The organism is Campylobacter mucosalis, from assembly GCF_013372205.1.
In the GTDB taxonomy this organism is placed as follows: Bacteria; Campylobacterota; Campylobacteria; order Campylobacterales; family Campylobacteraceae; genus Campylobacter_A; species Campylobacter_A mucosalis.
Window position 1 is genome coordinate 198,300 of sequence record NZ_CP053831.1, and the last position, 18,306, is coordinate 216,605.

At 37.9% G+C, this 18,306-nt stretch carries 20 protein-coding genes; 10 read left to right on the plus strand and 10 right to left on the minus strand.

Annotated features, from left to right (window positions below):
- The 3 genes from CMCT_RS01025 to CMCT_RS01035 form a co-directional block, all read right to left on the minus strand.
- Nucleotides 1-1,191, minus strand: a complete 1,191-nt coding sequence (locus CMCT_RS01025; RefSeq protein ID WP_034968988.1) for a UDP-N-acetylglucosamine 4,6-dehydratase — start codon at nucleotides 1,189-1,191, stop codon at nucleotides 1-3.
- A complete protein-coding gene (locus tag CMCT_RS01030; protein WP_051654881.1) occupies nucleotides 1,188-3,134 on the minus strand; it encodes a motility associated factor glycosyltransferase family protein in 1,947 nt (648 codons plus the stop codon). Before CMCT_RS01030 ends, CMCT_RS01025 begins: the two co-directional genes overlap by 4 nt.
- 164 nt (nucleotides 3,135-3,298) lie before the next feature.
- Nucleotides 3,299-3,526: a hypothetical protein gene (locus CMCT_RS01035; protein WP_034968990.1), complete on the minus strand. Its 228-nt coding sequence runs from the start codon at nucleotides 3,524-3,526 to the stop codon at nucleotides 3,299-3,301.
- Between the two features lie 146 nt (nucleotides 3,527-3,672).
- Between CMCT_RS01035 and CMCT_RS01040 the strand changes: the two genes are divergently transcribed.
- On the plus strand, nucleotides 3,673-5,154 hold the full coding sequence (locus CMCT_RS01040; RefSeq protein WP_176324973.1) for a flagellin B: 1,482 nt from the start codon (nucleotides 3,673-3,675) through the stop codon (nucleotides 5,152-5,154).
- 116 nt (nucleotides 5,155-5,270) lie between these two features.
- Complete coding sequence (locus CMCT_RS01045; protein WP_034968991.1) at nucleotides 5,271-5,510, plus strand: hypothetical protein; 240 nt, start codon at nucleotides 5,271-5,273, stop codon at nucleotides 5,508-5,510.
- Between the two features lie 217 nt (nucleotides 5,511-5,727).
- Here the strand turns inward: CMCT_RS01045 and CMCT_RS01050 are convergent, their stop codons facing one another.
- Nucleotides 5,728-5,940 carry an antitoxin gene (locus CMCT_RS01050; RefSeq protein WP_034968994.1) on the minus strand — a complete coding sequence of 71 codons (213 nt, stop codon included), beginning with the start codon at nucleotides 5,938-5,940 and terminating at the stop codon, nucleotides 5,728-5,730.
- 266 nt (nucleotides 5,941-6,206) lie between these two features.
- Between CMCT_RS01050 and CMCT_RS01055 the strand changes: the two genes are divergently transcribed.
- The 8 genes from CMCT_RS01055 (at nucleotide 6,207) to CMCT_RS01090 (ending at nucleotide 12,615) form a co-directional block, all read left to right on the plus strand.
- Nucleotides 6,207-6,458 carry a hypothetical protein gene (locus CMCT_RS01055; RefSeq protein WP_034968996.1) on the plus strand — a complete coding sequence of 84 codons (252 nt, stop codon included), beginning with the start codon at nucleotides 6,207-6,209 and terminating at the stop codon, nucleotides 6,456-6,458.
- Nucleotides 6,452-6,736, plus strand: a complete 285-nt coding sequence (locus CMCT_RS01060; protein ID WP_034968998.1) for a type II toxin-antitoxin system RelE/ParE family toxin — start codon at nucleotides 6,452-6,454, stop codon at nucleotides 6,734-6,736. Before CMCT_RS01055 ends, CMCT_RS01060 begins: the two co-directional genes overlap by 7 nt.
- A gap of 69 nt (nucleotides 6,737-6,805) precedes the next feature.
- Nucleotides 6,806-7,801, plus strand: coding sequence for a UDP-N-acetylglucosamine 4,6-dehydratase (inverting) (gene pseB / locus CMCT_RS01065; protein WP_034969001.1), 996 nt, complete (start codon nucleotides 6,806-6,808; stop codon nucleotides 7,799-7,801).
- The gene (gene pseC, locus CMCT_RS01070; protein ID WP_034969004.1) at nucleotides 7,798-8,910 is read left to right on the plus strand and encodes a UDP-4-amino-4,6-dideoxy-N-acetyl-beta-L-altrosamine transaminase; all 1,113 of its coding nucleotides are present in this window, start codon (nucleotides 7,798-7,800) and stop codon (nucleotides 8,908-8,910) included. The genes pseB and pseC overlap by 4 nt, the downstream gene beginning before the upstream one ends.
- A 1-nt stretch (nucleotide 8,911) precedes the next feature.
- Entirely contained in the window at nucleotides 8,912-9,592 is a 681-nt protein-coding gene (gene pseF, locus CMCT_RS01075; RefSeq protein WP_034969006.1) for a pseudaminic acid cytidylyltransferase, read from the plus strand.
- 3 nt (nucleotides 9,593-9,595) lie between these two features.
- Complete coding sequence (pseH, locus tag CMCT_RS01080) at nucleotides 9,596-10,054, plus strand: UDP-4-amino-4,6-dideoxy-N-acetyl-beta-L-altrosamine N-acetyltransferase (protein WP_034969008.1); 459 nt, start codon at nucleotides 9,596-9,598, stop codon at nucleotides 10,052-10,054.
- A 57-nt stretch (nucleotides 10,055-10,111) separates the two neighbouring features.
- On the plus strand, nucleotides 10,112-11,479 hold the full coding sequence (locus CMCT_RS01085; RefSeq protein ID WP_176324974.1) for a GntP family permease: 1,368 nt from the start codon (nucleotides 10,112-10,114) through the stop codon (nucleotides 11,477-11,479).
- Nucleotides 11,476-12,615 (plus strand): glycerate kinase family protein, encoded by a 1,140-nt coding sequence (locus CMCT_RS01090; RefSeq protein ID WP_034969010.1) that lies wholly within the window; start codon nucleotides 11,476-11,478, stop codon nucleotides 12,613-12,615. Before CMCT_RS01085 ends, CMCT_RS01090 begins: the two co-directional genes overlap by 4 nt.
- Here CMCT_RS01090 and tsaD read toward each other — a convergent pair.
- The 6 genes from tsaD to CMCT_RS01120 are packed head-to-tail and all read right to left on the minus strand — an operon-like array spanning nucleotide 12,604 to nucleotide 18,305.
- Nucleotides 12,604-13,602 (minus strand): tRNA (adenosine(37)-N6)-threonylcarbamoyltransferase complex transferase subunit TsaD, encoded by a 999-nt coding sequence (gene tsaD / locus CMCT_RS01095; RefSeq protein WP_034969012.1) that lies wholly within the window; start codon nucleotides 13,600-13,602, stop codon nucleotides 12,604-12,606. The two genes, CMCT_RS01090 and tsaD, sit on opposite strands and share 12 nt — an antisense overlap.
- On the minus strand, nucleotides 13,599-14,894 hold the full coding sequence (locus tag CMCT_RS01100) for a M99 family carboxypeptidase catalytic domain-containing protein (RefSeq protein WP_034969015.1): 1,296 nt from the start codon (nucleotides 14,892-14,894) through the stop codon (nucleotides 13,599-13,601). The genes tsaD and CMCT_RS01100 overlap by 4 nt, the downstream gene beginning before the upstream one ends.
- 10 nt (nucleotides 14,895-14,904) lie before the next feature.
- Entirely contained in the window at nucleotides 14,905-16,140 is a 1,236-nt protein-coding gene (locus CMCT_RS01105) for a uracil-xanthine permease family protein (protein ID WP_171993313.1), read from the minus strand.
- The gene (dxr, locus tag CMCT_RS01110; protein ID WP_244948654.1) at nucleotides 16,127-17,221 is read right to left on the minus strand and encodes a 1-deoxy-D-xylulose-5-phosphate reductoisomerase; all 1,095 of its coding nucleotides are present in this window, start codon (nucleotides 17,219-17,221) and stop codon (nucleotides 16,127-16,129) included. Before dxr ends, CMCT_RS01105 begins: the two co-directional genes overlap by 14 nt.
- Nucleotides 17,203-17,934: a phosphatidate cytidylyltransferase gene (locus CMCT_RS01115; RefSeq protein WP_034969018.1), complete on the minus strand. Its 732-nt coding sequence runs from the start codon at nucleotides 17,932-17,934 to the stop codon at nucleotides 17,203-17,205. The genes dxr and CMCT_RS01115 overlap by 19 nt, the downstream gene beginning before the upstream one ends.
- Before the next feature lie 44 nt (nucleotides 17,935-17,978).
- Entirely contained in the window at nucleotides 17,979-18,305 is a 327-nt protein-coding gene (locus tag CMCT_RS01120) for a hypothetical protein (protein WP_034969021.1), read from the minus strand.
- Between the last annotated feature and the right edge of the window lies 1 nt (nucleotide 18,306).

The following is an 18,306-nucleotide window of genomic DNA, read 5'->3' on the forward strand; positions in this document are numbered from 1 at the left end:
TCACATCTTTGAATCAAGATATTTTCCAGTCTCTTTGTGATTAAAATTTGGCAAAATCTTTAAAAATTCAGCCAAAATATCATCTTTGCTCCATTTAAGAGAGTTTTTTAGCTTTTGTATATTTTGCAAAAACTCATCTAGCTTTTGGCTATCAAAATTCAAACTATTTTTTATCACTCCGATACTTTTAAATTTATCCATATCTAAAATTTCGCTATCTGTGTAAAACTCTTCAAAGTCTTTCTCTCCAGTAGTATCGCTTGGAGTAAATAAACACGCCCATTTTTTAAGCCCTGCTAACTCTTTTGCTCTAGCTCTAGCCTCGTTTTCATCAGCACATATAAACGGCTCATATCCTAAATTTTCTAAATATCTTACAGCAATATCGGCAAAAGTTATAAGATGTAAATTTTGTGATAATTTTGGAAAAAATATATCGCAGTTTTGCCCAAATATCGCACTCATAAGGCAAAGCTCTCCACTCTCTTTTGGAGTTACAAAATAGCGTTTTATATCGTTTGGAGCTACTATAGGCTGAAGTTTTTTAATACGCTCATTAAAGCCGTGAAGCAAACTACCATCGCTAAAAGCAACATTTGCAAATCTAGCCATAGATAGCAAAACATCATCGGCTTCTCTGGTTGCAAAAAGCTCCATTATACGCTTGCTTGCACCCATCATATTTACAGGATTTGCCGCTTTATCTGTGCTAACGCAAAAGTATTTTTTACCACCATTTTTTGCCGTTTGTTTCATAGTTTTTATGGTATTAAGGATATTTACTTCTATCATTCGCATAAGCGTAAATGGATCTTTTTCGCTTCGCACGTGCTTGAGTGCTGATAGATTTAGCACGTAGTCATATTTTCCGTCAGCCCCTATAAATGCGTCATACTCTTTGCTTCCCGCGTCTATGGCAAATGTCGCAAATTCTCCACCTATATAACCAAACGAGCTTCTTATATCCCTTACTAGCTCCACTAGGTTATTTTCTGATATATCAACTACGTGTAGTTTTCTCGGGTTTCGTTTAAAAATCTCTTTTACAACCGCACTCCCTATCGAACCCGCTGCGCCAATGACTAAAAACGTTGAACTTTTTATCTCATCTTTAAGTGTTGCTTCATAGTCAGATATATCATCAGTAAAAAGCTCTTTTTCACGTCCGATTAGCTCTAGCGTCTTTATCATTTTGGTAAAATTCCACGCTTTTTCATCTCTTTTATGAGTGGCTTACTGGCTCTTGTTGTAACCTCTATATCCGCATTTAGCCCACCTGCTGCAGAAAATAGCCAGTATTTATGCATCTCAAGCCACTCTATTAGCTTTTGGACTTTCTCTTCTGTTGTATCGCTTGGAGCTACAGAAATTTTTGCCAGCTCTCTCTCTTGAAAGTCAACCGATATCTTTAGTATATTTGATATGTGTTTGCGGTATCTTTTTATATACAGCATATTTTTAACTTTATCTATTTTATCTGAGATTTTTACCAGCGCGCCAAAGTGATCATTTGTAAGTTTTCCTTCATTGTTGAGCTTTAAGAGTTTATCTATCTTTGGCGTTATATCTAAAAATACTTTTTCTATTTTCGCTTTAACTTCGCTTTGTGTGTTTATCTTTTCTTGTATGATTTTATATGCTTTTAGCATATTTTCATTTGCTACCTTGTCGCTTACTTTTTCTATATTTGCTAGTTTTTTTACCTTTTTATCCGCACAAAGTTCGCTCATAACTTCGCTAAATGGCTTTTCTATAGCCCCTGCTATCCTAGCTCCACCCTCGGTGCAGTTATATGTCACAAAGCCCTCTTTGCTTGACTCATCTATATCTTTTTCAAACTGATTTCTAAACAAATTCCATATCTCAGTCGTCCTTATCTCTCCATCTCCACCGTAAGCCGTAACATATACATCGTATTCGCTTGCATTTTCTACAAAGACGTGTCCTGTTGCGTGACTAGCCCCATCCTTGCCAAAGGCTAGGTCTTGACCTATTAGCACTATGTTTTTATGGTTTAAAACGTATGCTAGTTGATAGGCTTGATTTGCCGTGCTATGCCCTATGCCTAGATAGCCGTGATGGTTAAGCTTATATGATCTCTCATCTGAATTTGGACGCATTGTTAAAACCATACGCCTATCTTTTAGGTTTCTTATCGTGTTTGGGTGGGTTAGCGAGGCTATGATAAAGTATATATCCTTATCCATCTTTTTATCTTTTGCTTCAAAAAATGTAGAGGTTTCAGGAGCTCTTTCTATCGACGTTACATAGTCTGGAGTTATGCCGTTTTTTAGCAGTATCGGATATGAGGCATCAACACTTATGACGCTTACATAAGGGGCATATTTTTTAAGTAGTGGCAGCTGCTTTGTAAGTGACGGGCCAGTTGATACGATGACTGCAGTTTTTACCCTGTTTTTGCGTTTTTTTGCTAGTTCTAGGTAGCTGTAGTTTGTCAGCATATATGGCATATTTATTAAGTTTTGCTCTATGCCTTGCAGGTTATCATCTATACTATTTCCACAAGAAGCCGCATACTGCATAAACGCCCTTGTAAAGTATCTATTTATATGCTCAAAGTCATCTGAGTAGCCATCATAAAACTCTGTATGTATATGCAAATCATAAAGCTTCATGTACTGCACAAATTTATCATCAGATATTAAAAAGTAAGTCTGCGTAAAGTTCATAAGCTCCGAGCTAAAAAGCATAAGCCTCCCACTAGCTAGCTCTTGCGAAAAATCTATAAGGTTTAAAACTATATACATTATCTCAAGCTCAGGCTCGACCACCACTATCCTTTGGTGCGTTTGATTTGCCATTAGCCCTTTATATAGCACACCATTACCAAGACCATAAAAATACATCACAGGATATCTTTTATACTGCTTCTCAAGGCTTTGCAGTATACTCTCTACGTCTTTGGCAGGTTTTTCATATATGTATTTTAAGGTTTGCTTATCTATGATATTTATATCTATGGGATCCTTGCCCACAAATACATCAAATTTTTTATTACCGTCTATTGAAAATAGCCTAGTAGCTAGTATCTCATCTTGCTGGAAAAGTGCTTGTAGGTTTTTAGCAAATATTGGATTTGATATATCTTGTATGCTGTTTTTTGGTGTGTCCATGTGCTCTCCTTGGGCTGTAAATTTTATATCTGTTTATATCGTCATAATCAAAGCAAAATTTATACCAAACTGACGATATCACGCTTCCCTGGCTGTTTTAATACCCATATACGCTATCGCACCAAATCCAAACACAATCACGAAAAAAACGAAGTAAGTCATCATCACAAATCCCCAATCTCTTTTAATTTCTTCTCAATTTTTTTATTTATAATCACAAAAGCGACTGTCAAAAACACTATCGATAAAACAGAACCAATGACAATCAGCCCCTCAGCCTTATTGTAGTTCGTAGCCAACCACGCTATGTTTGCAAGAAGCGAACCCATAACAATGCCAAGCCAAAATTTTAAAATCCCCAATCTCTCTTTTGCTTCATCTAGTTTTGACATTTTTTACCCCTTTTACTCCCAAAATTATATCACAAATTTAATTTTACAAAATTTCTCTAAATCCTATAAACTTTTTTCACAAATATCCGATATGGTTTTTAAGTAGCCAAAGGAAAGGTTACTAAATAAACTTAAAAGGATTTAAAATGAGTTTCCGTATTAACACAAACATCAACGCGATGAATTCTCACGCTAACGCTGTAGGCAACAACAGAGACATTTCAGGCTCTTTGCAAAAGCTAAGCTCAGGCCTTAGAATTACAACCGCGGCAGAAGATGCATCAGGTTTGGCTATCGCAGATAGTCTTCGTTCACAAGCAAGTGCGCTAGGTCAAGCTATCGCAAACGCAAACGACGCAGTGGGTATCATCCAGACAGCTGACAAGGCTATGGACGAGCAGTTAAAGATTCTTAACACTATTAAGACTAAGGCTACTCAGTCAGCCCAAGACGGACAAACTACACGTTCACGTCAAGCACTTCAGGCTGATATCGTTCGCTTAATGGAGCAACTAGATAACATCGGTAACACAACTTCATTTAACGGACAGCAACTGCTAAACGGAACATTCTCAAACAAAGAATTCCAAGTAGGCGCATACTCTAACCAGTCTATCAAGGCAAGTATTGGTGCTACCACATCTGATAAGATAGGTCTAACTCGTTTTGAGAGCTCAAGATTGCTTACTGGTATGGCTGAGGTTAATCTTAAATTCCTAAACGTTGACGGCGTAAATGACGTAAAAGTCGCTTCAGCTGTTATCTCTTCAGGTCTTGGCAAGGGTGTGGGTGCTTTAGCTGAAAATATCAACAAGGTTTCTGATAAAACTGGTGTTCGTGCTAGTTTTGATGTAACTTGGATAGCAAGTGGGGCCATTAGTGGCGGTACAATTAAATCTCTTACTATTAATGGCGTTAAAATCGGCGACCTTGAAGTTCAGAAAAATGATGGAAACGGTGCTTTAGTAAATGCCATTAACGCTGTAAAAGATCAAACAGGCGTTGAGGCCTCTGTAGATACAGAGGGTAGAATGGTTCTAACAAGCCGTTCTGGTAGAGCTATGGTGATAAGTGGTGGCGAAATCTCTGCTGGTCTAGGTGGCAATAAAGGTCTTTCGGCTTTTGTTGGTCGTCTAAACCTAGTTCGCCTAGATGGTCGTGATATAAAAATCAGTGCTGATGCAGTAATTTCTGATAGCACATTTAGTGACAATGGTGGTGGATCTCAATCAGTATCTCTAAGGGATGTGCGTGGACAGATAGAGGGCAAACTAGCTACAGCTATGGGCTTTCAAAGAATGACTGGAGCTCTAACAGTAGCTCAATCAGCTGGTGTTATGACTCTGCGTGGCGCTATGGCTGTTATGGATATAGCTGAGTCAGCTCAGGTAACCCTTGATCAGATCCGCTCTGACCTAGGTTCTGTACAAAATCAGCTACTAGTAACTATCAACAACATAACTGTAACTCAGGTAAATGTAAAGGCTGCCGAGTCACAAATCCGCGACGTAGACTTTGCTGCTGAGTCTGCTAACTTCTCTAAGTTTAACATACTTGCTCAGTCAGGTAGTTATGCTATGAGTCAAGCTAACAGCGTTCAGCAAAACGTACTTAAACTACTTCAGTAGTTTAGTCTCCGCGAGTACTTAAAACGCGTCTTCTGCAAATGTGTTAAACGAGGGTTTAGGTTCTCCTAAACCCTTTTTTTATTTAAATTTGTTATAATCAACCAAAAAGGAATTTCGTGAGTAAAAATGAAGGCTTGAAGGCTGATATTGATTTTTTAAAGTCGTTGATTATATTTTTCTTAACGGCTCTATTTGGCGTGGTTGGCTGGATAGTAACGATTAGGCAGAAAGCACAGATTGCAGATATTTTATTGGTTGGTGTAGCTATAGTTGTTTTGTCGGCTATCATATCTTTGTTATTTAAAAAGATAAGAGAAAAAATAAAAGAACTAACAAATTTAAAGGAGAGAAAGTAAAATGGCTTCAGTGTTTTTAGCAACTTGTATAATTTTTGCCTTTTGTGTTGTTTTTTATAGTGTAGTAAAGTATGCGTGAAATTATTAAATACTACATCAGCGAAGCCGACGCAGATATACTAAAAGAGATAGCACAAAAAGATAGTATATAAGCGCGGATAATTTTACTAAAGAATTACGTAGTAAAATAGACGAGAAAGATCAAGTTATCAAAAAATTATGCTCCCACAACCGCAATATCTAGCTTTTTATCAACGCAATCGTTTAAAAAAATGTTGATAAGGGTTTGGTACGGCACTCCTTTTTTATCTGCCATTTCTTTGAAATAATCAATAACCTTGCCGTTTAAATTTATCGTTATTTGCCTTTTTAGGCTCTTATCTACATAAGGATTTCTAATGCCTTTTGAAAAATCAATTTCTTTTTTCATAACTGCTCCTCATATTGTGCCTTTTCGTTTGTAGTTGCTTTTCTTGCAGAGATAAGTCATTTATATACTCCATAATTACCATATAATTATACTATATAATAGAGCCTTTCGTTTATAAAAAATTAAGTCATTAAATGCTACGATAGGGCTATGAACGAGAGTGGACAGGCATTGATACTGGCAATAACGGCGATTTTATCACTTTATGTTGGCTATAAACTACTAACCACAAAACCTAAACATCAGTAGAATTCTTAGGAGTTAATATGACAGGAACGATGATAATAACAGATGAAACACCCCAAATAAGAAAAATTTTACAAAATGCAATAGATGAGATAAGGCAACTAACTCCACAAGTAAAAGTCGAATACATAGACTATGACCAGGGCTACATCAGCGAAGCCGACGCAGATATACTAAGGCAGATAGTACAAAAAGATAACCGTGGCGAGATAGAGTATATAAGTGCGGAGGAATTTCAAGCCAAAATGCACCAAAGAGGCTTTGCGTGGTAATAATATATAAAGATGATTTTATTGAGGCGTTGGCTAGAATTAGAGAATTTATTGCACTAGATAGTGTATCAAGGGCGGATAATTTTACTAAAGAATTACGTAGTAAAATAGAACAAATACCATTTATGCCGTATCGATTTCGCAAAAATGCAATATTAAATGATAAAAATATTCGTGATTTGATTTTTAAAGGTTATGTGGTGTCTTATAAAATAGATGAGAAAAATCAAGTTATTAAAATTCTATCGATATTTAAATACAACATGCCAAAATTTTAATATCTACATTTACCCTTTTTAGTATAAAATTTGCTTATTTTATATAAAATAACACATTAGGGGGCTTTTATGTTTAATAATAAATCGATCTTAATTACTGGCGGAACTGGTAGTTTTGGCAAAAAATACACAGAAATTTTACTAAAAAAATACAAACCAAAACGGCTAATCATCTACTCACGAGATGAGCTAAAACAATACGAAATGGCTCAAGTGTTTAACGCCCCAGTTATGCGGTATTTCATCGGTAATGTGCGTGATGAAGACCGCTTAAAAACGGCGATGAACGGCGTTGATTACGTAATTCACGCAGCCGCAATGAAGCACGTCCCAATCGCTGAATACAACCCAATGGAGTGCATAAAAACCAACATAAATGGTGCCTCAAATGTCATCAACGCAGCCTTAGAAAACGGCGTTAGCAAGGTTATCGCACTATCAACTGACAAGGCTTGCAACCCAGTAAATTTATACGGCGCAACAAAACTAGCAAGCGATAAGCTTTTTGTCGCGGCAAATAACATCTCAGGCACGAAAAAAACGCGCTTTGCGGTGGTAAGATATGGCAATGTCGTCGGTTCTCGTGGCTCGGTCGTGCCACTTTTTAAACGCTTAATTAGTGAGGGTGTAAGTGAACTGCCTATTACGCACCCTGATATGACAAGGTTTTGGATAACGCTAGAACAAGGCGTAAATTTCGTGCTTAAAAACTTTGAGCGCATGAGCGGTGGCGAGATTTTTATCCCAAAAATTCCTTCAATGACGATGCTAGATTTAGCCAAAGCATTAGCACCAAATTTAGGCATAAAAATCATAGGAATTCGTCCTGGCGAAAAGATGCACGAAGCGATGATTAGCAAGGACGACGCGCACTTAACCTACGAATTTAGCGATCATTTTGTCATCTCGCCCTCGATAAAATTTACAAACATTGGCAATGATTTTTCAAAAAATATGCTAGGCGAAAAAGGCGTAAAAGTCGCTTTTGATTTTGAATACAGCTCTGATAAAAACAAAATTTGGCTTGATAAAGACGGGCTTTTAGAGATGATTGGAGATTTATGATACCTTATAGTAGGCAACAGATAACAGATGACGATATAAAGGCAGTTTGCAATGCTTTAAGGGGCGATTTTTTAACAGGTGGCGATAAGGTTAGCGAGTTTGAAAAGGCGTTGCAAGACTACACGGGTATAAAGCACGTGGTAGTGATGAACTCGGCTACTTCGGCACTTCACGTGGCGTATTTGATTTTTGGTGTTAAGAGTGGCGATGAGGTTATAACTACGCCATTAACCTTTGCAGCCACTGCAAATGCGGCGTTAATGTGTGGTGCTGATGTTAAGTTTTGCGATATTAAAATGGATGGCAATATTGATGAAAAATTGATAGAAAATATCATTACAAAACACACAAAAGTGATAACGGCTGTTGATTTTGGTGGCAACTCGGTTGAGATTACAAAGCTAAAAGAGATAGCAAAAAGGCACGGCATTTTTTTACTAGATGACGCTTCTCACGCACTTGGGAGCGAATTTGATGGCATAAAGGTTGGCAATCACGCTGATATTAGCATTTTTAGCTTTCACGCTATTAAGCCAATTACGACCTTTGAAGGTGGTGCTATCGCTACAAATAGCGATGAATTCGCACGTCTTGCAAGGCTGTATCGCTCTCACGGCATTACTAAAACCGAGCTTTGGGACAGCGATATGAGCGTGCTAGGCTTTAACTACCGACTTAGCGATGTCGCTTGTGCTTTGGGAATTTCTCAGCTAAAAAGGCTTGATGAGATGATAGCTGTGCGTGAAAAAGTGGCTCTTTTTTACGATGAGTATTTTAAAGATTGTAAGTTTTTCACATTAATAAAACCAAAATTTAAGAGTTCAAGACACCTTTATCCTGTGCTTTTAGATGAAAAATTAGCTAAATTTAAGCGTGAAATTTTTAAAGAGCTTCACGAAAATGGCGTTGGCGTTCAAGTGCATTATAAACCAACTTATAAATTTAGCTTTTATAGCCAAAAATACGGCACTTTAAGCCTTAAAAATGCTGAAAATTTTTACGCAAGAGAGCTTAGTCTGCCTTGTCATCAAGGTATGAGTGAAGCGGACGCTAAGTTTGTGGCAAAAAATGTGCTTGAAATTTTAACCAAATTTTCAAAAAAGGCGTAAAATGCGACTTTGCGTGATACCAGCAAGGGGCGGTAGTAAGCGAATACCGCATAAAAATATCAAGGATTTTTGTGGTATGCCACTCATTGCTTATAGTATTAAAAATGCACTAAATTCGGCTATTTTTGATGATGTTATCGTTAGCACAGATGATGAAAAAATAGCCGAAGTTGCCGTTAAATACGGAGCAAAAGTGCCTTTTTTACGTGAAGCTAAACTTAGTGATGATTTTGCCACTAGTTCTGATGTAGTGCGTGATGCGATTGTTAAAATGGGCGATGAATTTAGCGAGATTTGCTGTCTTTATGCGACTGCTCCGCTTTTAACGCCTGATATTTTAGTTCAGGCTTATGCTCAGTTTAAGGCTGTTTCTTGTGAATTTTTATTCTCAGCGACCGAGTTTAGTTTTGCGATACAAAGAGCATTTAAGCTTGATGAAAATTCGTATGTGAAAATGTTTCATCCAGAGTTTGAAAATGTTCGCTCACAGGATTTAGAGCGTGCCTATCACGATGCTGGGCAGTTTTATTTTGGCAAACGCAAGGCATGGCTTGATAATAAAGCGATGTTTGCTCCGTATTCACGGGCTTTTGTGTTGCCACGTAATTTGGTTTGCGATATTGATACGCCAGATGATTTTGAGTTTGCTAAGAAGCTTTTTATGATAAATCATCAAAGCTAAGAAATGTATAAACTTATAAATTTTACCGAGCTTTTAAAAGAGCAAAAGATTATGGTTTTTAAATGGCGAAATGATGAGAGAGTTTTTAAATTCATGAAAACAAAGAGCATTAGTCTTAAAAGTCATCTAAAATTTTTAAAATCCCTTAAAAATGATGCTACAAAAAGGTATTTTCTAGTTAAAAATAGTGACACTTTTTTAGGTGTGATTAGCTTTATAAATATTACGAACGCTTCTTGTGAATTTGGTGTTTATGCAAATCCAGGGTTAAAAGGTCAGGGTGATACGCTTATGATTGCGATTTTGGATTATGCATTTTGTGTTTTGTGTGTAAAAAGCCTAAATGCAACAGCCTATATACAAAATAAAGCAGCTATTGATTTATATAAAAAATTTGGCTTTGAAATTTATAAGCAAGATAGCGAGTTTTTATACCTCACTCTAACAAATAATAAAATATAATTTTTAAGAGAAAATACGCTAATATTTTTAAGAGTATTTTTATTAAAAGGAGAAAAAATGAGTGGCGTTAGTCTTATTGTGGCTTTTGTCATTGCTGTTGGCTTGATGATATATATGATATCAAAGCTTAAGGTTCATCCGTTTTTAGCACTTATGAGCGTATCATTAGTACTTGCTTTAGTGGCTGGTATAAGCCCTACAAGGATACCTGCTATGATAGGTGACGGCTTTAGCGGGACGTTTAAGAGCATTGGTATTGTTATCATATTTGGAGCACTTATCGGAATGGTGCTTGAAAAAACGGGCGCGGCACTCAAACTTGCCGATATGGTAGTAAACGCAGTTGGCTCAAAAAGACCAGAACTTGCTATGCTTATAATGGGCTGGATAGTGGGGATACCAGTCTTTTGCGATAGTGGTTTTGTCGTGCTTGATCCAATACGTCGTGCTTTACGTAAAAAAATAGCTGCAAATCCTGTGGGTATGGCAGTTGGGCTTAGTGGCGGTCTTTATGCTTCTCACGTGTTTATACCACCAACTCCTGGACCGATAGCTGCTGCTGGTGCTATTGGGGTGGATTCAAATTTGCTACTAGTCATAGTAATGGGTGCTGTGGTATCCGTGCCTGTTCTTATAGCTGTTTATATATTTTCTAAATTTATAGGCAAAGAGGTTGTTTTAGACGATGATGATAGCACACAAAAGAGTTATGAGGAGCTTATACGCGAGTATGGGGTTTTGCCTAGCGGATTTTTAAGCATTGCACCGATACTTATGCCTATTGTATTTATGGCGCTTGGCTCTGTGGCTAAAGTCGCAGGTATAGGCGGTGGCTTTGGCACACTTTTGGTGTTTTTAGGAAACCCTATCATCGCTCTTGCTGTCGGTGCTATTTTTGCTGTGATTTTACTAGCTTCTACAAACAAACTAGATACGTTTAATCACATTACAAACGAAACGCTAAAGGTTGTGGGTCCGATACTATTTATAACTGCTGCTGGTGGTGTGCTTGGTAAGGTCATTACAGAGGCTGGATTTGTCGAGTATATCAAGCAAAATGCACACATTATAAGTTCTGCTGGAATTTTCTTTCCTTTTATCATCTCTGCTATACTTAAAACAGCTCAGGGTAGCTCAACCGTTGCTATAGTTACCACGGCTTCTATAATGGGTATGTTTAGTGCTGGGGATTCTTTGATGAGTGCTCTTGGGCTTACAACGCAAATAGCAGGTGTGCTTTGCGTTATGGCGATAGCTGCTGGGGCAATGTGTGTTTCTCACGCAAATGACAGCTACTACTGGGTTGTTACAAATTTTAGCGGTATGAACCCACAACAAGGATATAAAACCCAAACTATGATGACATTTATAATGGGTGTGGTTGGTATGATAAGTGTATTTGTGCTTTCATTGGTGTTGCTATGAGAATTTTAGTAGCCATAGACTCTTTTAAGGGCTCTCTTAGTTCGCTTGAAGCTGGTAATGCTATAAAAGAGGGCATAAAAGAGCTTTGCGATGATATCGTCGTAAAGCCCGTGGCTGACGGCGGAGAGGGTAGTGTCGAGGCTTTGGCTGACGCGTTAAAGGGCAGATACGTAGATATAATCACGCAAAATCCGCTTGGTGTTAAAATTTTGGCTCGTTATGCTATGGCTGGAGAACTTGCCATTATGGAAATGGCGTCGGCTTCTGGGCTTACGTTGCTTGAAAAGAGTGAGCGAAATCCACTAAAAACCAGCACATATGGCTTTGGACTTATGATAAAGGACGCGATAGATAACGGTGCTAGGAAATTTATTATCGGTATAGGTGGTAGTGCTACAAACGACGCTGGAGTTGGTATGCTTAGTGCGCTTGGGTTTGAGTTCTTTGACGAAGAGGGAAATTTACTAGAGCCAAATGGCGAAAATTTGGTAAAAATCTCAAAATTTTCAGACTCAAATGCTTTAAAAGAGCTTAGCGAGTGCGAGTTTTTAATAGCTTGTGATGTTGATAATCCGCTATTTGGCAAGAATGGTGCGGCGTATGTTTACGGGGCACAAAAGGGTGCTGATAGGGATATGATAAAACAGCTTGATGTTGGGCTTATTAGCTTTGCTAGTGTGGTAGAAACTCAAACAGGCAAGGTATACTGGGGACTCAAGGGCGCTGGGGCTGCTGGCGGTCTTGGGTATGGATTTATAAGCTTTTTAAATGCCAAGCTAAAGCCAGGGATCGAGATTATCACCGAAGAGATAGGGCTTGAGGATGAGATAAAACGTGCTGATCTTATCATCACTGGTGAGGGCAGACTTGACTTTCAAAGTTCAATGGGCAAGACACCAACTGGCATATCAAAACTAGCCAAAAAATACTCAAAACCAGTCATAGCGTTAGCAGGGAGTGTAAGCGAGTGTGCTAGTGGCTGTAACGACGCAGGAATAGATGCGTTTTTTAGTATCCAAAATGAGCCGACAAGCCTTGAAAACGCTATGAAAAAGGGCGTTGCAAGTGAAAATTTAAAACGCGTTGCAAATCAAGCAGTAAGGCTGTTTATGCTAGGCAAGGGCTTAGAGCTTTAACTCACTAGTTTTTGGGGAAATTTTTAAATCTTTGTAGCAGGTAAACTCACCGTTTAGAAATTTCTCCCGTCCTGCACGAGCTATCATCATAGCGTTATCTGAGCAAAACTCAAGCGGTGCTAGGAGTAGTTCGCAGTTGCTATTTTCGCATAGATCTTTTAAACTATCTCTTAAAACTGGGTTTGCACTGGCTCCACCAACTACGCCAAAGCGTTTAAATTTACGCTCATTAAAAATGCGTTTTAGTTTATCCATTATGTGAGCACAAGCTGTTTTTTCAAAGGCAAAAGATATGTCGCTTATATCTTTTTGGGTTAAATTTTCAAGGCTTTGGATTTGCAGTCTGACTTGATTTTTAAGTCCTGAAAAGCTGTATTCAAGGCGTTTATCTCCAAGTAGCGGTATGGTAAAACTAAATCTATCTTTATCTTTGCACTCTCTTGCGTAGTTGCTAATAATCTGTCCACCAGGATATCCAAGCCCCATCATCTTAGCAGTCTTATCAAAGCTCTCGCCAAAGCTGTCATCGGTCGTTTTTGCGATGATACTAATGTTTTTATTTTCATCTATATCAAGAACCATCGTGTGTCCGCCACTTACTAGCAAAATTCCAAGCGGTAAAGCTATCTCATTACTCAAAAATAGTGAGTAGATATGCCCAACTAGATGATTTATGGCAATTAGTGGAATTTTTAGCGAGATACTAAGGGCTTTTGCCATACTTACGCCACCTATTAGGCTCACGCTAAGACCTGGTTCGTTTGTAATGGCTATCGCTTTTATCTGTTTAAAGTATGGTTTTATATCGTTTAGCAGTGCTGGAAGTGCTTGAGTGTGAAGTCTAGCGGCAAGTTCAGGCACTACGCCACCATAAACGCTGTGAGCTTCTTCTTGAGATATTTTTTTATGCAGTATCTGTGCTAAGTCATCTATCCTTAAAAGTGCGACCGAACTATCGTCACAACTGCTTTCAATGCCAAGTATCATCTAAACTCCACAAGTATCATACCTGCAAATTTATCCTTTGAAGCACTCGTTTCATAAAACTCAACTCTAAAAATTCTACCAGCTTTATCTATGCTGTAATTTTTATCAAACAAAGAGCGTGAAACGCTAATGTCTGCTTCATTTTGCGATTTTGCACTATATCCTATAATGTTTACTCTTATGTTGTCTTGTTTTTGCACTAGAAATTTATCTTTTACAAGCACCTTTTGTCCGCTTTTTACGTTTTGTGCTACGCCATCAACGACAATGCTTGGTGTTACTTTTTTGTTTGAGTATTCAAAAAACTGAGGTGTGATTTTAGTAGCTAGTCGGTTGCCGTATCTTACCTCATACCCATTTTTTGTTTTTATGACGGCTACTAGAGGATTATCTGAGCTGTATTGTAATTTTGTATCTTTTAATGGTACGTATGAGATGTTTGATCTTAATCCTTTAAGCCCCAATGCAAAAAAATCATCAAAAAAGCTAAGTCTTATATCCTTTTCTATCACGCTTTTTATGCTTTTTGGAGTTAACTCAAAATTCCTAGAAAACTCAATACCAGCGGAGTTCATATACTCTTCTATCGCTAGTAGATGATAGTAGGTTCGCGACTCGACGTTTAAATTTTTACTAGCTTCGTTTGCAAATGCACTCTTGCCTTGAGTGACAGCAAAATAAGTAAGCGAACGAAGCATATCTTTATCGCCCTCGGCTGTCTTTGTGTTTTTTACGTGGTAGGTGTGAATTTTATCTATTAGTCGCTCGTTTATCTTGTTTTTAACGCGGTTTGCTAGGGTGTCTAAATCCGGATAACTGGCATTTTTTAAAAAGGCTTGATCGATAATGCAAGTATTACCCCATTTGTTTGGATTTTGATCTTTATTTATAAATTTATCTCTGTAATATCCGCTTCCGTCGTGTAAATTTAGAATTAAAGTAACGTTGCTATCTGTTATAAGTTTTTTTATATCAGTAACCGCTTTGTAGTCTGGATCGTTTGGGTCGATGTGAGCAAATTTGCGGTTCATATCGCCCTTTGTGCCTCTGCTTCGCTCGATTATGGACTTGAAATTTAAATTTGGCACGACCCATACGCTACCTTTTGTTATATTATACTCAGTAGCGACGATACTAGCGGCTAAAAACCCGCCCGGCTCATCGCCTTGTATGCCACCTATTATGAGCATAGTATTTTGATTTGGTATGCCTTTTTTATATAGAGTATATTCTAGCTCGTCAACACCAAAAAGGGCAAGAGATAGAGTGAAAAATATGACTAATATACGCAATTTTTTTCCTTTACTGCTGGTCGTAACGCTTAAATTCTGGCAGGGTTAAGTTTAGGATTATTCCAACTATCGCACCAAGTCCTATGCCTGAAAATTTCACAACATCAAGGTCTATTGACATACCGCCTATTGCCGATACAAAGATTAAAGCTACAATTATCATATTTTTTGGTTCGCTTAAATCTACTGAGTTTCTTACTAGCATTTGCATACCAACGGTCGCGATAACGCCAAAGAGTAAAAGCATTATGCCACCGATAACTGGTGTAGGTATCGTGCTTAAAAATGCTCCAAGCTTTCCCACAAATGCTAGTAATATAGCAGATATCGCAGCCCACGTCATTATGGCTGGGTTATACGCTTTTGTGATATTAACAGCACCTGTAACTTCAGAGTATGTAGTATTAGGTGGTCCGCCAAATAGCCCTGCAAGGCTTGTTGCTATACCGTCGCCAAGTAGTGTGTTTTTAAGACCTGGATTTTTTAAAAAATCCTCTTTTGCAACGTGTGATATAGTAAGCATATCACCTATATGCTCAATCGCTGGAGCTAGGGCTATTGGAACCATATAAAGTATGGCGGCTAGTTCAAATTTTGGTGCTACGAAATTTGGTATAGCAATCCAACTAGCCTTGGCAATCGGCGTAAAATCCACAATCCCTATGAAAATAGATATGACATAACCTACAAAAATTCCAAAAAGTATAGGAATGAGTCTAAAAATTCCGCGTCCAGCCATCATTATAAATATTGTAACTAAAAGTGATACAAAGGCTACGCCCATAGCTTGAGCCCTTGTGTAGTGATCTCCTGCTTGTGTAGCCATATTTACAGCTGCTGGAGAGAGGATAAGCCCTATTGTCATAATAACTGGACCAACTACTACCGGCGGTAAAATTTTATGTATAAAACCATCGCCTTTTAATCTAATAAGAATGCTTAAAAATGCATACAAAAGTCCAGCCGCTACAACTCCGCCCATAGTCGCAGCCACTCCCCACTCTTTTATGCTAAATGCAAGTGGAGTAATAAAAGCAAAAGAACTTGCTAAAAAGATTGGCGGTATATTTTTTTTGTTTATGAGCTGAAAGGCAAGTGTTCCAATACCAGCGGTAAATAACGCGACATTTGCGTCAAGCCCAGTTAGCATAGGCACAAGCACTAACGCCCCAAAAGCGACAAATAAAAATTGAACCCCTATAACGCTATCTTTTAGTCTAAAATGGTATCCGTCATATTTTTGCATCTATCTCCTTTGTATATTTTCTAACCTCTTTATCAATCTCGAAAATTTCGTCGCTAGATGAAATTTTTATAGAGCTAAATTTATTAAATGCCTTTAAAATTGCATTTGAAATATCTAAAAACCCACACTCATTTTTTAAAAATTTAGCCACCATTACTTCATTTGCAGCATTTACCACAACGCCCATATCAGGCGAGTTTAAAAGCTCATCTTTTAGCGAGAAAATAGGGTATTTTTCTGTATCAATTTGATGAAATTTTATCTGCGAAAGCTCTAATAAATTAAGCGGTTTTACTACATTTTCATCTACATTTTCAAGCACTGCGTGAGCGATAGCTAACTTCATATCTGCCCTGCTAAAGTGTGCAGTAGTCGAACCATCTATAAATTCTATTAAAGCGTGTATCATCGAAGTTGGCTCGATTATAGCATCTATATTTTTTGTGCCATAAAGCCAGTAAGCCTCCATAATCTCAAATAGCTTATTTGCCATACTTGCGCTATCTATTGTGATTTTTGCACCCATACTCCAGTTTGGATGTTTTAGGGCTTCTTTTGGAGTGACGTTTTTTAGGGCTTCTTTTGGAGTTTTATAAAACGCTCCACCTGAAGCCGTGATGATGAGTTTTGAAATTTTAGTTTTGTTTTGCAGTAAAAACTTTAGTCCAAAATGCTCACTATCGATTGGTAAAATTTCATCGGTTTTTAAAAACTTACCGCCTACGACAAGACTCTCTTTGTTTGCCAAAGCTAGGGTTTTGCCAAGTTTTTTCGTCTTAAGTGACGCCCTTAATCCAGCAAATCCAACTATGGCATTAACTACCTTTTGGCTCTTACAAAGCTCTAACATATCTGAAATTTCATCGCCCACAAATACCCATTTGTGAAGCACTTTTGATTTTAATGCCGGATCTGATATGCAGACAAATTTTGGATTAAATTTTAAAATTTGCTCGTTTAAAAGATCGACATTAGATCCGCAACTTAGTGCTTCAACCTGTATATTGTGCTGTTTGCAAATTTCAAGAGCGTTTGTGCCAATGCTACCCGTTGAGCCTAGTATTACCACGATAGTGTCCAAAGTAGGGCTATAACGCCAAATAAATACCCATCTATCCTATCTAACATACCACCGTGACCAGGGAATAAATTTCCGCTATCTTTGACATCTACTAGGCGTTTTAAGTAGCTTTCAAACAGATCGCCCCAAACACCAAACAGAGCGACTAAGAAACTAGCACAAATGATTTGAGTAAAGCCTTCGATAATAAAATTTCCAAAAATCGTCCCCACTATCGTTCCAGCTGCCACACCACCAAATACGCCTTCAAGGGTTTTGTTTGGCGAACTTGGACTAAATGGGCGTTTTCCAAAGAATTTACCTACAAAATATGCCCCACTATCGCTTGCTATGACGATTAAAAATAGCCACGCAAGGTAGCCTATGCCGTATTCTGAATATAACATCCAAATAAGAAATATAGGTGTTGTAGGATATACAAATGGCACGACTGCTTTTAAATTTTCGCTCTTAATGTGAGCTATAACCGAAGCAACGATGAGTATTGCTACAAGTGCTATGAAAATAGGATTTGTAAAAAGTGTTAGAGTATAAAACGCAAGTGCGATAAATACTAGGCTTTTTTGCTCTATTTGATATAGTTTTAGCGATTCTAAAAATGCAAATGTAAGCACCACGCCAAGGATAAAGAAATTTAAAAGATAGCTATTTATGTAAAATACCGCTAGTAGTGCAACTAGCATAGCTACGCCGGTTATTATGCGTTGTTTCATTGTATCGTCCTTAAGAAATTTCCGCGATTTTATCTAAAATTTGCTTATATTTTTATATCGATATGAGAGTGTGGCTCAACTTGCGATATCTGCTCATCTTGCTCGTCATCGTTGCTACTAGCCATTTTGTGATGATTTTGCTCTGATTGCTCCTCGTCGTTTTTTTGCTTTTCATGCTCATTTTCTAGATCGATCTTATATGTTTCTTCGGTTGGACGAAGCTCTGTTACCTGGATATTTTCATCACTTGCTATTTGTGCAGCCATAGCGTTTTGCAGGTCAAATCTCGCCTGATAATTTGCGTGAGTCGTAGAGGCGACTGGTGCGTTTTGGTTTATGAAATTTGCATTGCCTATTGGTGTAAGCTCCATT